Origin of the sequence: Variovorax sp., assembly GCF_965279555.1 — a bacterium.
Lineage (GTDB): Bacteria > Pseudomonadota > Gammaproteobacteria > Burkholderiales > Burkholderiaceae_C > Variovorax.
Genome location: NZ_OZ257247.1, coordinates 2330746 through 2344579, shown reverse-complemented (window position 1 = coordinate 2344579; position 13834 = coordinate 2330746). Strand labels below are relative to the sequence as shown.

General features: G+C 67.8%; 11 protein-coding genes. 3 read left to right on the top strand and 8 right to left on the bottom strand.

The features are described 5' to 3' along the window. Positions 1-6: 6 nt before the first annotated feature. Together ACQY8B_RS11180 and ACQY8B_RS11175 are read right to left on the bottom strand one after the other, a co-directional pair. Positions 7-3471: a molybdopterin-dependent oxidoreductase gene (locus ACQY8B_RS11180; protein WP_422086774.1), complete on the bottom strand. Its 3465-nt coding sequence runs from the start codon at positions 3469-3471 to the stop codon at positions 7-9. Positions 3472-3496: 25 nt separating this feature from the next. Then, a complete protein-coding gene (locus ACQY8B_RS11175; RefSeq protein ID WP_422086773.1) occupies positions 3497-4975 on the bottom strand; it encodes a short-chain fatty acid transporter in 1479 nt (492 codons plus the stop codon). Between the two features lie 133 nt (positions 4976-5108). Between ACQY8B_RS11175 and ACQY8B_RS11170 the strand changes: the two genes are divergently transcribed. Beyond that, positions 5109-6050, top strand: coding sequence for a LysR family transcriptional regulator (locus ACQY8B_RS11170; RefSeq protein ID WP_422086772.1), 942 nt, complete (start codon positions 5109-5111; stop codon positions 6048-6050). A gap of 16 nt (positions 6051-6066) precedes the next feature. Here the strand turns inward: ACQY8B_RS11170 and ACQY8B_RS11165 are convergent, their stop codons facing one another. Then, entirely contained in the window at positions 6067-6780 is a 714-nt protein-coding gene (locus ACQY8B_RS11165) for a Crp/Fnr family transcriptional regulator (protein WP_422086771.1), read from the bottom strand. 124 nt (positions 6781-6904) lie between these two features. Next, the gene (locus ACQY8B_RS11160) at positions 6905-7645 is read right to left on the bottom strand and encodes a Crp/Fnr family transcriptional regulator (RefSeq protein WP_422086770.1); all 741 of its coding nucleotides are present in this window, start codon (positions 7643-7645) and stop codon (positions 6905-6907) included. Positions 7646-7869: 224 nt separating this feature from the next. Between ACQY8B_RS11160 and ACQY8B_RS11155 the strand changes: the two genes are divergently transcribed. Both ACQY8B_RS11155 and ACQY8B_RS11150 read left to right on the top strand, forming a co-directional pair. Continuing rightward, on the top strand, positions 7870-8085 hold the full coding sequence (locus ACQY8B_RS11155; RefSeq protein WP_428745021.1) for a hypothetical protein: 216 nt from the start codon (positions 7870-7872) through the stop codon (positions 8083-8085). Positions 8086-8094: 9 nt separating this feature from the next. Further along, positions 8095-8313, top strand: a complete 219-nt coding sequence (locus ACQY8B_RS11150; protein ID WP_422086768.1) for a hypothetical protein — start codon at positions 8095-8097, stop codon at positions 8311-8313. Between the two features lie 7 nt (positions 8314-8320). On the opposite strand, the gene ACQY8B_RS11145 is transcribed toward ACQY8B_RS11150, so the two are convergent. The 4 genes from ACQY8B_RS11145 to ACQY8B_RS11130 form a co-directional block, all read right to left on the bottom strand. Continuing rightward, positions 8321-9970 carry an ankyrin repeat domain-containing protein gene (locus ACQY8B_RS11145; protein WP_422086767.1) on the bottom strand — a complete coding sequence of 550 codons (1650 nt, stop codon included), beginning with the start codon at positions 9968-9970 and terminating at the stop codon, positions 8321-8323. Positions 9971-10119: 149 nt separating this feature from the next. Further along, positions 10120-10641, bottom strand: a complete 522-nt coding sequence (locus ACQY8B_RS11140; RefSeq protein ID WP_422086766.1) for a response regulator transcription factor — start codon at positions 10639-10641, stop codon at positions 10120-10122. Between the two features lie 230 nt (positions 10642-10871). After that, complete coding sequence (locus ACQY8B_RS11135) at positions 10872-12797, bottom strand: esterase/lipase family protein (protein ID WP_422086765.1); 1926 nt, start codon at positions 12795-12797, stop codon at positions 10872-10874. Further along, entirely contained in the window at positions 12794-13819 is a 1026-nt protein-coding gene (locus ACQY8B_RS11130) for a DUF4105 domain-containing protein (RefSeq protein WP_422089179.1), read from the bottom strand. Before ACQY8B_RS11130 ends, ACQY8B_RS11135 begins: the two co-directional genes overlap by 4 nt. Between the last annotated feature and the right edge of the window lie 15 nt (positions 13820-13834).

The following is a 13834-nucleotide window of genomic DNA, read 5'->3' as shown; positions in this document are numbered from 1 at the left end:
CGGCAGTCATGCATCGAGCACTACGTCTTCGAGGGGAACGGCCTGGCAGGTCAGGCACATGGCCGGGTCTTCAGGCTCGCTGCCGTGCAGGTGACGGACCTTGCCGGCCAGCAGGCGCACGGCACAGCTCTCGCATTGGCCCACGCGGCAGCCGCTGGCCATCTGCAGGCCGAGCGATTCGCCCAAGGTCAGCAGCGTGCCCTGCCTGGGCGTCCAAGTCGCGGGGGCGTGGCCCGAGCGCGCGAAGCTGACTGTGAAGCGCTGGTCACCGTCGGTGGGCGGCGCGGCGGGCGAGCGGAATACCTCGCTGAAGATGTCGAAGCGCGGAACGCCCCGCGCCACCAGTCCGGCGGTCACGGCGTCCATCATGGCGGGCGGTCCGCACATATAGAAGCGGGCGCGCTGCGCGATCAGCGCGTCGTCCACCACGCTCGCGTCGATGTAGCGGTCCGACTGGTAGTCGATGCCCTGGCGCTCCCGCGGCTGCGGTGCGTTGTAGTGGTCGACGACCCGCAACTGCGGCAGCCGTGCGCGGTGCTGCGCAATACGCTCGCGAAAGGCGTGGGTCGTACCGTTCTGGTTGGCGTAATAAAGCCAGATGGCCGGCCCCTGCGCGCCGTCGGGCAACGATTCGAGCAGGCTGATGAAGGGCGTGATGCCGATGCCGCCCGCGAAGAAAACCAGCGGTTGCGGCGAGTGGCGCGGCAGCACGAAGCCGCCCGACGGCGCACGCAGCGCCAGGGTGTCGCCGACCTTCAGCGCGCGATGCAGGTGGCTCGACACGCGCCCCTCGTGCGGCGTGCCGTCGGCCGAGCAGCCGCGCTGGTGGCGAACGGCCACGCTGTAGCTGCGCCGCCCAGGCACCTCGGCCGCGCCCGTGAGCGAGTAGGCGCGTGCGACTTGCGTGCCGTCGTCCAGATGCAACTGCATTTCGACGTGCTGCCCGGGGCGGTAGTCTGGCAGTTCGCCGCCATCGACCGGCTCGAAGTGGATGCCCAGCACACCGTCGGCCTCGCGCCGCAGCTCGCTGATTCGGAAGGAACGGTAGCCGGTCCACTTGCGCTGCCGCGCTTCCGTAGCCGGGTCGCGTTCGATGTCGCAGAGAAAGGAGCGATGCGGCACCGAACCGCTCACCGGGTCGCAGCTGTCGGCTGATATCAGCGCGTTGAAGTTGCTGCTCAGCGTTCCTTCAACCGGCAGGCCGTCGCGGTCGAGCTCGGGGCAGCCCTGCCACCAGCCGAATTCGGCCACGATGACGTCGTCCGCCAGTTGGGGCGTGACGCGTGCGACGAAGCGGGCCTCGCCCACGCGCGTGCGGATGCGCATCCAGTCGCCGTCCACGATGCCTTTCGCAGCCGCCAGCGCGGGGCTCAACTCGGCCACCGGATCGGGCGCGCGCTTGCGCAGTGAAGGCAGGCTGCGGTGCTGGCTGTGGCAATAGAAGCCGTTCTTGGCCGAACTCAGCACATAGGGGAAGCGGCCCTGGCGCGTGGCCTTGGCGTCGCGCGGCGTGTCGGCCGGTTCGGCGAAGGTTGCGACCGGCGGCTGGCCGTGGCGCAGCAGGGTTTCGGAGTAGAGCTCGACGCGGCGCGTCGGGGTGTCGAAGCCGCGCACGCCGGTGGGCGTGGCGCGGGCGTATTTCTGCTCGCTCGCGTCGATGGCGCAGGCAATGCCTCCGGGTCGGGCGCGCAGCTGGTCGACCGTGAGGCCGAGCGGCTCGAGCATGTAGTTCCAGCCGGCGTCGAGGCTGCCGCCGAAGAAGCCGTCACCCAAGCCAAGGCGGGTGGCCAGTTCGAAGACCACATCGTTGTCCGAGCGCGATTCGCCGCGCGGCGCAACCATGCGCTGGCGCAACTGCACCCAACCGGCCGCGCGGTCGTCGATCTCGAAGCCGATGCGCAGGCCTTCGCGCTCCCACGGCGTATTGACCGGCAGCAGGATGTCGGCGTACCGGGCGGCGGGTGTCTCGAACAAGTCGCAGTGCACGTGGAATTCGAGCTGCGACAGCGCCCGGTGCGCGAGCGCGGTGTCTGCCTGCGACACGGGCAGGTTGGTGCCGAACGCCATCATCGCGCGCACCTTGTAAGGCTCGCCTTCGAGAATCGCGCGGTAGGTGTCGCGTGCCGTCACCCAGCCATGCGCTGGGGGACCGATCGGGCGCTCCGCCAGACCGAGCGCCTTGGCGCGCTGCGCGTCGGGCAGCAGTGAGAGCGAGTTGACGGCGTTGACGCCCGGACCGACGCGAACGCGGTTCGCCCCGATGCGGTCGAAGCTGCCGCACAGCGCATACAGCGTGGCGACCGCGCGTTCGGCTTGTGTGGCGTTGGTGTGCTGGCCGATGCCGGTCCAGGCGTGATAGGCCACGCGGCGGCAGGTGCCGAACAGGTCTGCGACCGCGCGCAGCGAGGCTTCAGCAACGCCGGTGATGCGTTCGACATCCCGCGGCGTGTAGGCGGCGCAGCCCTGGGCCAGCAGCTCGAAAGCCGGAGCACACGACAGGAGACGTGTGCCCGCTTCGATCTCGACCGCGCCGCGCAGGCGGAAGTGGTCTGCGTCCTGGGCTTGCGCGGCCTGTGCCGTGTCGTAGGGCACCGCGCAGTCCAGCGCGTCGTTCCACGCCACGAAGCGGTTGCCCTCGGCATCGGGCCACAGGTCCTGCTCGCGCAGGAAGTGTCCGTTGTCGCCGCGTACCAGCAATGGGGCATTGGTCCAGGCGCGCACGAAACCTTCGTCGAAGCGCGCGTCCGCGATCAGCAGGTGGATCAGCCCCAGCGCCAGTGCCGCATCGGTGCCGGGCCGCACGGGCAGCCAGGTGTCGGCCTGCCGCGCGAGCGCGGTGGGGCGCGGATCGATCACCACCATCTTCGCCCCGTTCGCGCGGCCCCGGCCGATGGCATTGGCCTGTGCCAGCCAGGTGTTCGCGGGGTTGTGGCCCCACAGCACGATCAGTTCGGCCTGCGCATAGTCGGCCGCGGGCATGCCGCAGCCGAAGGTGAAGGCGTGCGCGAAGTCCTTGTGCCAGTTGCAGACCTCGGTCGCGTAGCAGATGTTGGGGCTGCCGAAGAGGCGCACGAAGCGCTCGATCCAGTCGATGCTGTCCGTCAGCGGCGTGCCGCTGGGCGTGGTCACGGCGAACACCACCGACTCGGCGCCGCTCTCGGCCTTGATGGCGCCCAGGCGCTGCGCGGTCTCGGCCAGCGCCTCGTCCCAGCCGATGCGCACCCAGCCCGGATCCGCTTCGGTCTTGGGCCTGGTGCGGCGCATCGGGTAGCGCAGGCGGTGCGGGCTGTGCACAAGCTCGGGTGCGGCCTTGCCCTTCATGCACATCGCCTGGCCGGTAGGGTGCGAGGGGTCCGGTCGTACCGACACCAGCATGTCGTCGCGCACCTCGTTGAGCGTGCCGCAGCGCGAGCGGCAGAGCGTGCAGTAGCCCTGCCTAGTTTGGGTTGCCGCCGTCGTCGTCACTTGCATCCGGAGCCTGCCTGACTCAAGGCACTCAAGGAATCACCGGCGCGACATAGCTCAGCGTGCGGCCGAAGACCCACAGCATGAAGAGCACCAGCGGCGCGTGCACCAGCAATTGCAGGAAAGTGAAGCCCACGATGTCGCGTGCCTTCAGCGACAGCACGCCAAGCAGCGGCAGCATCCAGAACGGGTTGATAAGGTTGGGCAGCGCCTCGGCCGCGTTGTAGACCTGCACGGCCCAGCCCAGGTGTACCTTCAGGTCATTGGCCGCCTGCATGACGTAGGGCGCCTCGATGATCCATTTGCCGCCGCCCGAGGGAATGAAGAAGCCCAGCACGGCCGAATACGCGCCCATCACCACCGCGAAGCTGTCGACGTTGGAGATGCTCACGAACAGGTGCGCGATGCGGTCCGACAGCGTGATGCCTGCGTCGCCCTTGGCGCCGGTCAGCATGGCCGCGATGGCGCCGTACAGCGGGAACTGGATGATCACGCCCGCCGTGGACGGCACCGAACGCGACACCGCATCGAGAAAGCTGCGTGGGCGCCAGTGCAGCAGCAGCCCGATCATGAGGAACAGCAGGTTGTAGGTGTTGAGGCCCGAGATCGCGATCAGCGGGCTCTTGGCCATGAACTCCTGCGCCAGCCAGCCGAAGCCAAGCGCGCACAGGAGCAGCGTGAGCAACGGGCTGCGTTCGAACCACTCGCCGGGGCGGCGTGCAGCGGACTCGGGGGAGGCCGGCTTGGCTTCCGAGAGGTCCACGCCCAGGTCCTGCGCCGTGACCGCGTTCTTCGCGTCGGGCGCCGACCACAGCGCGATGGCCACCGACACGACGATCAACACCAGCGCCATGACGACCGACTGCCACAGGAAGATGGTCTGGCTGAACGGAATCACGCCGGTGATGTCGAGAATGCTCTTGGGCAGACTGCTGGCGTTGGCCTGCAACTGCGCCGCCGACGAACTGAGACCCAACGCCCAGGTCGCGCCCATGCCCAGGTAGGCGGCAGCGCCGCCGGCACGGTAGTCCATGCGCAGGTCGAGGCGGCCGGCCAGCGCACGCACGTAGAGCGCGCTGAAGATCAGCGAAATGCCCCAGTTGAAGAGCGACAGGATCATGCTGATCGCCGCCACGTACGCGATGGCCTGTCGCCCCGACACGGGTAGCGCGGCCAGCTTGCGGATGAGCCGTGCGGCCGGCGGCGAGGTCGCCACCACGTAGCCGCCGATGGCCACCAGCGCCATCTGCATCGTGAAAACAATGAGGCTCCAGAAACCGTCGCCGAAGGACTTGGCCACCGCCTGCGGGCTGGAACCGTTCAGGAGCGCGGCGCCCGCGACCACCACCACGGCGATGGCCGCGAACACGAAGGCGTCGGGAAACCAGCGCTCGGCCCAGGCCGTGAAGCGCAGGCCCAGGCGGCTCAACAGCCCGGGATCGGCCGGAACGTCTTGGGGGATACGAGCGTGGGCGCCGGTGCCGGCGGAAGTCTGTGATGTCGATGGCATGAGTTTTTCCTGCTACTGCTGGAACGGTGGGCGTCCTCGTCACACGCCTGACATGGCGTGTTGCCCGGATATTAGGAACTACCATCGACAATTCATAATCTCTATTTTCAATAGAGCGATATAGGACGCATCTATGTCGATAACCATCAAGCAGCTGCAGCACTTCGTGGCTGCCGCGCACACCGGGCAGGTGTCCCGCGCGGCCCAGCGCTGCTATGTGAGCCAGCCCTCGTTGACCACTTCGCTCAAGAACCTGGAGTCCACTCTGAAGGTGCAGCTCTTCACGCGGCACTCCGACGGGCTGAGGCTCACGGTGCAGGGGGAGGGTTTTCTTCGGCACGCGGAGCACATGCTGCACACGCTCGAGGCGGCGGTGGAGGAAACGCGCAACTCGGTGTCTTCGGTCGAGGGGCGAGTGCAGATCGCCATCACCGACACCGTGTCCGAATACATGCTGCCGAAGATCATCGGCGCGATGCGCAGGCAACTGCCGCTGGTCGAGTTCGAGCCCGTGGAGCGCAACCGGCTCGAGATCGAGGACGGCCTGCGCAGCGGCGAGTTCGACCTGGCCGTGGTGCTGGTGTCGAACCTCTCTCGCGCGTCGGACATCCGGCGCGAGAACCTGCTGAAGTCGCAGCGCCGCCTGTGGACGTCGTTCGACCATCCGCTGGTGGCGCAGAAGTCGGTGCCGCTGCGTGAGATCGCGCAGCTGCCCTTCGTGCTGCTGGACATGGACGAGCACGTGGATACCGTGGGCCGCTACTGGGGCGCGATGAAGCTCAAGCCCAAGGTCGTGTTCCGCACCAAATCGATCGAGGCCGTGCGCAGCCTCGTCGCGCAGAACGTGGGCGTGACCATCCTGTCCGATCTGGTGTTTCGCCCCTGGTCTCACGACGGCGGGCGAATCCGCAGGACGGTGGTGTCGAGCGCGGTGCCCTCGATGGACCTGGGGCTGGCCTACCGGCGCGGGGCCGTTCTTTCCGAGGCCACCGAAGCCTGTGCGAGCACCTTGCGGCTGCTGGCCAGGACGCTGACGAGAGAGTCGCAACCGCTTATGGACGATGAGCCGCAGTAGATTGACTGGTCGTCGGCTAGCCTGAGGCGATCAGGTCCGAGTAGCTGCGCCGGTTGGCGCGGTAGCAGTCGCAGGCTGCGTTCTCCAGCCCCTGGCGGTCGGTGATGGTGATGACGCCGCGGCGGTAGTCGATGAGACTGCGCGTGTGCAGCGCCGTCGCAGCATTGGTGATGCCGACCCGCCGCACGCCCAGCATGCGCCCCAGCACCTCGTGCGTGAGCGCCAGGTGCGCCGAATGCGCACAGTCTTGCGTGGTGAGCAGCCATCGCGCCAGGCGCTCCTCGATCTGGTGGAACTGATGGCACAGCCCCGAGCGGCCGAATTCGGCCAGCAGCACGCACACGTAGCGATGGAGCACGCGCTTGAGCGGTGTGTTGCCCGCCAATTCCTGCTCGAACGACTTCGCCGAGAGCCGCCATGCCAGGCCGTCTCCCTGCACCAGGGTGCGCAGCGGTGCGCGCTGCGCGTTCAGCGATAGCTCGTAGCCAAGGACACCCTCATTGCCGACCATGCCGGTCTGCAGGCCGTCGTGGCCGTCCGCCGTGGACACCAGCGACACGAAGGCGGTGGTAGGGAAGTGGACGTGCCGGATGGCGTCACCCGGCTCGTACAGCACTTGCGCAGCCACCAGCTGCACGTGGTCGCAGCGCGCGAGCAGCCGCGCGCGGTCCGAAGGCGGCAAGGCCTGGAGCAGCCGGTTGAGCACGGGGGTCGACGGATCAGAAGTCACGAAACTGCCTGTCGATAAGAGGAAAGAGCCAGGAGCGCACGCGCTGCAAAGCGACTGCCGATGCATTCTTGCCTGCGGATGCACCGCTCTCTGTGCGCCGCCGCACCCACGCGCGCACGCAGGCTCAGGTGGCTGGCAGCTGCGGCAGCAGCCGGTCCGTCTCGCGCTTGACCACTTCGTAGCATTCGCACACCTGCCGCTCCAGCCCGCTGCGGTCGAGCACCGTGATGTGGCCGCGCGCGTACTTGATCAGGTTCAGGCGCTGCAGCTTGCCCGCCGCCTCCGTCACCCCTTCACGCCGCACGCCAAGCATGTTGGCGATGAGCTCCTGCGTCATCACCAGCTCGTTGCCGGGCAGGCGGTCCAGGCTCAGCAGCAGCCAGCGGCACAGTTGCTGCTCCAGCGAGTGGTGCCGGTTGCAAACCGCCGTCTGCGACATCTGCGTAATGAGCGACTGGGTGTAGCGCAGCAGCAGGTGCAGCAGCGGGCCGCCCTTGTCGGTCAGTTCCTTGATGTGGGTTGCGCCCAGGCGAAAGGCGCGGCCGGCACTTTGCACCACCGCGCGGTTGGGCGTGCTGCCTCCGCCCATCAGCAGCGACACGCCCACCATGCCCTCGAAGCCCACGACGGCGATTTCTGCGGACTGCCCGTTTTCCAGCACATACAGCAGCGAGACGATGCAGTCGACTGGAAAGAACACGTGCTGCTGAACTGCGCCCGACTCGTAGAGCACCTCTCCCAGGCTCAGCTGCACCAGTTCCAGGAAAGGCTTCATCCGGGCCATCACGTCGGGAGGGATGACTTCCAGCAGGCCATTTCGCGCGGTGGCGGCAGGCGGCGAGGACGAACGCGGGAACAATGCCATGACTGGAGCGGCCTTCCAAAGTTCACATGATTCTGCGGCGCGACCCTGCGTGTCTGTGCGGTGGCGTACAGAACGCCGATTATTCATTTTTGGGGCGTGTCGGTGCGCTGGCGAACGGTGCCAGTGCTTCTTTCCATTTAGCGTGGAAGCCCGCCACCCAATCCAGGAGGACATCGACATGCACTCGATGAGCCCCTTGGGAATACCGGGAGATTGAAATGCCCATGCAACTGCTCGGCCGCCTGTGCTGCGCGCAACTTCCCCTGAAGATCGACGACCAGGATGAGATCCTGAAGTGCGGCGTGCTGCGCGATGCTGGCCTGATCGAAGCCGAACTGCCGCCCGTGGCGCACCAGCGCGGACGAACCGTCTATTCAGGCCAGGCCACGGTGATGCGCGTGACACTCAAGGGGCAAGCCGCCTTGACCGGGAAGCACTGAGCCGGTGAGATGGTCAAGCGATTCATGCACACCGCCACGGTGACGCTCAGGCTGCCTTTCGACATCGCTCCTGACGAGGAGATGGCGGCGCTGCGCTCCGCCGGGATTCCGGTGGATGCGCTGGGCAATGCGGAGTCCGGCTATCTGTTCGTACGGCTCGACAGCAAGCGCTGCAACATCTTCCGGTGGTTTGCGGGCGTGCTGGACCCGAAGGCGCCCAAGGCCTGAGCCTCGCTTATCCCCGCGATGCGCCCAGCAGATAGTCCGTGACCTCTTCCGAGAACCGGTAGCGCTGCGCACCGATCAGCACGCCGTCAGTGCCCGCAGGGTCCGGCCTTGCCGCGGGCATGCCGTGCGCGACCAGCGCTTCGGCGCAGCCGACCCAGTCGCCGCCCTCGACCGGCTCGTTGACCGAGGCCCATGACAGCGAACCGCAGGCGTTGTCGTCGAAGCCGTGCCGTTCTTCCCAGCTGGAGCCGTGTTCGAGCAGGAAGCGGGCGAGCGCCGCGTCGCCGCGAAACACAGCGTGGTTGAGGGCCGAGCCGTCCCAGTCGCCGGCGCGCACGGCGACCGGCCAGCCGAGTTCGACCATGAGCTTCACCGCATCGTTGCAGCTCCCCTGGGCCGTGAGTTCTGGCAGCAGCCGGAGCTGGCGTTCGGACAGCATGCCGATGAGCTTCGGGTTCTTGTCCAGCATCCGCCGCGCGGCCGCTCCGTCGGCCCGTGCGCAGGCGGCGACGAAGACTTCGGTCTCCGGCAGCGCCGAGCCGCCGCCGGCCTGCTGCAGCAGCCGCGCAACCTCCGGCAGCCCGAAGCGCAGGGCGATGGTGTAGGCGCTGGTTCCGTCCGGCGTCGTGGCGGAAGGGTTTGCGCCCGCAGCCAGCAAGGCCTCGATGTGTGCAGGAGAGCGCCGGCGCCGGATGGCCCACAGCAGCGGTGTGCCCCAGTCGGACGCGAGCGAACTCCCGGCGGGTTCGTTGGCGTCGCCGCCGTGCAAGAGCAGTAGCCGCAGGGCTTCGAGCGCATCGAGGTCGAGCACGCGATACAGCGCGTTCGTGCCGGTGACGCGAGCGCCGGCCTTCAGCAGAAGCTCGACGCAGGCCGCGTTTTCCAGCGAGTGATAGAGAGATTCGTTGTCGTTCGGATCGGCGCCGGCCTGCAGCAGCATCCGGGTGAGTTCGGCGTCGCGGTTCTGGCCGGCGGCGCCGTAGAGCGCGGAAAGGCGCTCGTCCTCGTCCGGCGCCTCGAGCGATGCCGGCGGCCAGCGGTTGCCGACCGACTGGTTGGCATCGGCACCGGCTTCGAGCAGGAGCCGGGCGCAGGCCAGCAGGCCTTCGCGATAAGCCGGCAGTGTCAGCAGGCTGGAATGCGCGACCGCGACGAGCGGCGGCAGCTTGAGAGGTCCGCCCGGCCGGTGAATCCAGTCCGGGTCTTGCGCCGTCGCGCGGCGCACAACGGCTTCATCGCCGATGGCGCATGCGAGGTAGGGGTCATCGCCAAGCAGCCCGGGGCTTTCTTCCAGCAGGCGAACGGCGACTGAGGGCCTCGAACGGTCCGCGCCGCCGGCAATGTCGCCTGCATACACGCAGCGCAGCCAATGCAGCACGGTCTTCGCCGGATCGTCCGCCTGCGCCTTGCGCGCGAGCACGAAGCCCTGCAGATCGGCCCAGGAGGCAAAACCGTATTCGCGCGCGATGCATGACTGCGCGTCATGCAGGCGAAGGCCGAGCGAGGCGATCGCCATGTCGCCTTTGCCTGCGGCGGCCGGCAGTGCATCGCGGAATCGGGTGGTGGCGGTGGGGTCGTTGCCCCGGTAGAGAGCAAGCAGCTCCTTGGCTTGCTTCTTCAGGTGGCCCAGGTCGGGCCGTGCGGGAATGCGCTTCATGAAAACCTCCGTGCATCGGACGCCGAGGACCCGCAATTCCGGCTGCACAAAAGGCTGATGAATCAGCAACACATGGAGGCAAGTGGGTTCAACCCTTCCCGCGGGCCCGGGCGCGGCTTGCAACCGCGGCCCGCATCTTAGCGCGGCCTTCAGGCCCGCAAGCCGACCGGGCCTGCGTCGTTCATCGCCATGGCCGACGGGTCGCCGCTGTTGGAGCGCCAGATCAGCAGGCCATGCTTCATTGCCTCGCGGATCGCCTGGGTGCGCGACTTCACGCCCAGCTTCCGATACATGCTCTTGAGCTGCGCCTCGATGGTGTTGATGGAGCGATGCGTGGCCTCGGCGATCTCGCGGTTGCTCCAGCCGCGCGAGATGAGCCACAGCACCTTGAGTTCGCGCGACGACAGCAGCGCGTTCGTCTCCACGGGCGCGAAGTGCTGCATGGCCTCCACGTCAGCATCCACTGTGGCGGGCGGCGCCTGCGAGGGAAACGCGATGGGCCTGAGGATCTCGTGCGCCAGCCGCGCCGCGGCCGATGCATCGCCTTGTTCGATGGAGCGCAGCAGCGACGCGAGTTCCGGCTCGCTGGCCTTCGTGAACAGATGGCACAACGCGCTCGCGACCGCCGCTGCATTGGCGGTGCGCGCATCGGATTCGTCGTGGTCGGTCACCAGATGGAGTTCGGATGGCGGCGGCCTGTGTGCGACAACGGTTTCGGAAGAAGGAGAGGGCGGCATCTTGAAGCAAGTCGATTCGATGCAAGCGGTGAATCCGGGAGCCGGTTCACGCGCCAATCAAAGCGAAGCCCATCGTATTAATTAAGGCCGCCGCGCGCAGCCTGTTTCGCGGCGCGGATGTGTTCTTCATCACATCCGCGCGCAATCAGCAAAGGGCACGCGATTCAGCGTGCGGTTGCGGGCTCCATGCGCAACTGCTCCTTGAGAATCCGCCGGATCTCCAGGATGGCCAGCGGGTTCTCCTGCACGCTGTGCTGCGACGAAATCACCAGCTCCGACGCCGCTCCATCGAGGTGCGCGCTCTCGTACGGCACGATGCCGTCGCTCGACTCGGCGAGCGGCACGCCCGGCGTGTCGTTGCCGATGATCGAGTGATAGCGCACGCGCGGATTCATCGGCAGGCCCGACGACAGCCGCACGAAGGGATCGCGATCGCTGAGGTTGTCGATGCTGTTCGGGATGCGCAGCGGCCCCAGGTCCTGCTTGCCCGGTGCGATGCGGATCAACTCGCGCGAGATGTCGCTCAGCTGTCCCAGCATGGTGACCGGCAGCGTGACGAGGTTGGCCACCCAGCGCGAAATGCGGTTGTTGGCAAAGTCGGTGCCGCGGTGCGGCGACGCGATGAAGATGGCGTCGCTGACCTGCGGCAAGGGCTCGAAGCGCAGGTACGGCGCGAGCCGCTGCTCGATGCGCTGCTGCTGCGCGCCCTGCATCGGGTAGCTTGCAAGCAGGGCCTCCCACAGCTTGTCTTCCGATGACGAAACCATCAGCCGCGACAGCACGCCGCCCATGCTGTGGCCGATCAGCGTGATGTCGTTGGACGCGCGTGCCTTGCCCGTGGGGTCGAAGTGCGCAATGGTCTGCTCCACAGCTTCGCGGATGGCGAGGTTGTTGAGCGGCAGCGGCGCATTGGTCGGGTAATACACCTGCCAGACCTGGTAGCTGCGGCGCAGCGTTTCGTCGCCTAGCACTTCATTGGCGACGTTGATCCATGCCTCGGGGCTGCTGGCCAGGCCGTGCAGCATGATGATCGTGCGGCGGTTCGGGTCGTAGGGCTGCATCAGGTAGATGCGCGGCCTGGTGAGCCCGTCGGCGCTGCCGAAGAGGCTGCGCAGCGCCTGCAGCGCGAAGTCGGAGCGCGCGAGCCACAGGCCGTAGCCGGAGGTGAAGTTGGCGGCCAGCGGAATCTCCTGCCCGCCGAGTTGCACGCTCGACGTGCGGTAGGGGTCGAACACCACGATGCGCAGGTCGCGCGTGGCCAGCACCTGCCGCAGGTCGGCGCCGTCGAACTTGAGCAACGCGGTGAGCGCGGGGAAGGGCGTCTCGCGGTAGGGCGGCGCGTTGGCGCCAAGGGTGGGCTCGTCGGTCATGGCCACCAGTTCGGCGCCGAAGCCATCGCGCCGGTAGATGTTGCGCAGGCCCGAGAAGGTGAGCGAGGCGGCGGGAATCAGTTCTTGCGGGAGCGCCGCGCCAGGTGGCAGCTGCAACGCCGACACGTCGCTGTCGATGTGCCAGTCGCCCACCTGCGGAATGGTGGGTGGACGGGTGCTGTCGCGCTCGCGCCGGTTGTTCTTCTGGTAGCTGCTGTACAGGCCGGTGATGGCCTGCTGCACCGCATAGTTGTAGTAGTCGCGCACCTGCGTCTGCCGGTCCTCGAAGGCCCGGTCGCGCGGATTGCGCTCTGTGAAGAACAGGTAGGCATAGGCATGGCGGGCGGTTTCCAGCCATGCGTCGATGGCCTTGTCGGCCGACGGCCCATCGGTCGTGCCGCCCTTGTCGGCCGACAGCGCCACCTGCAGCCACACCTCCGACAGCGCCGACAGCCGCTGCTCGTCGGTGATGCCCGCAGAGTCGGCCAGGGCCTGGCGGCAGGCCTGGCCGTCGCGGCGGCACAGGTCGGCGTCGGAGCCGATCACGCGCAGCACTTCCTGCGCGGAGGTGCTGAGCTTGCCGGTGGTGAGAATGTCGCCGCGGCGCTGCGCGAGGTATTCGGCTGGCGAGATGGAGCCGACCTTCACGCCCGCGCAGCCGGCCGCCAGCACCGTTGCGCACAGCAGGGCCGCGAGCAGATGAAAAGGCGCGCGCATCATGGCGCCGCTTTCAGCGCTGCGCCCGGCAGGCCTTGCCGGATGGCCTGCGAGAAATCGGCGCCGGGCGTTTTGTCGGTGGCGATGGCGCGCTCGGTGATTCGCCCGGCGGCTCGCAGTGCCTGCATGTCGTAGCCCGGCGTGAGGCCGCCCACGTCGTACAGGTAGTCGGGCAGGTAGCCCGATGCGAGCAGGCGGTAGTCCATCGGCAGGCCGGGCACGATGCGCTTGGCCAGCGCATAGACGATGGTGGTGCAGTTGGCCGTGAGCGTGTTGTAGAAGCTGGGCGCGCGCACCAGCGCGTCGGCCTCGCCCAGGTAGGCGAGGAACAGCGAGCGCATCTCGGGCTGCGGCAGGCGCACGCGGTACATGTAGACGTCTTCGCCGCGCACGTTGGTACGCACGCGCAGGATGTCGTGCTCGTCGGCCGCGACCAGGCTGGTCTCGAACTGCCTGAAGAAGCCGCCGACCGACGAGAAGCTCTCGCCACGCTCCTTGCGGATTTCGATGGAGAAGGTGACGAACTTGCCGTCGTCGAAGCCGAAGGACACCAGCGTGTGCGCGATGGCGGGGCCGGTCCAGTAGGAGAGCGACACGTCGACCGTGCGCAGGCGGTCGAGGTCGTAGCGGCGCGTTTCCCAGCGCTGCGTGTAGTCGGTGTCGCTGCGCCATTCGAAGTTGCGCACGTTCTCCATGGTGACGATGCTGCCGTCCACGCGCGCGCGCAGCTGGCGCGACACGTCGTCGGCCCACACACGGTCTTGCGAAGGCAGGATGGTGCCCCACCATGCGAGCAGCATCGCGAAGCCCACGACGTAGGAGAGCAGGGCGCGCCCGGCCCTGCCGCGCCACAGCAGCGCGATGGCGGCAAGGCCGAAGCCGGCCCACAGCACGCCGGCGCCGACCTTCACGAACGCGGGCCCCGGCAACTGGAACCAGAGCGCAAGGCAGGCCCACAGCGCCGTGAGCACCACGGCCAGCGACAGCAGCAGGCGGCCGGAGAAACGCAGGATCGCGCGGATCATCATCTTGACGCGGCG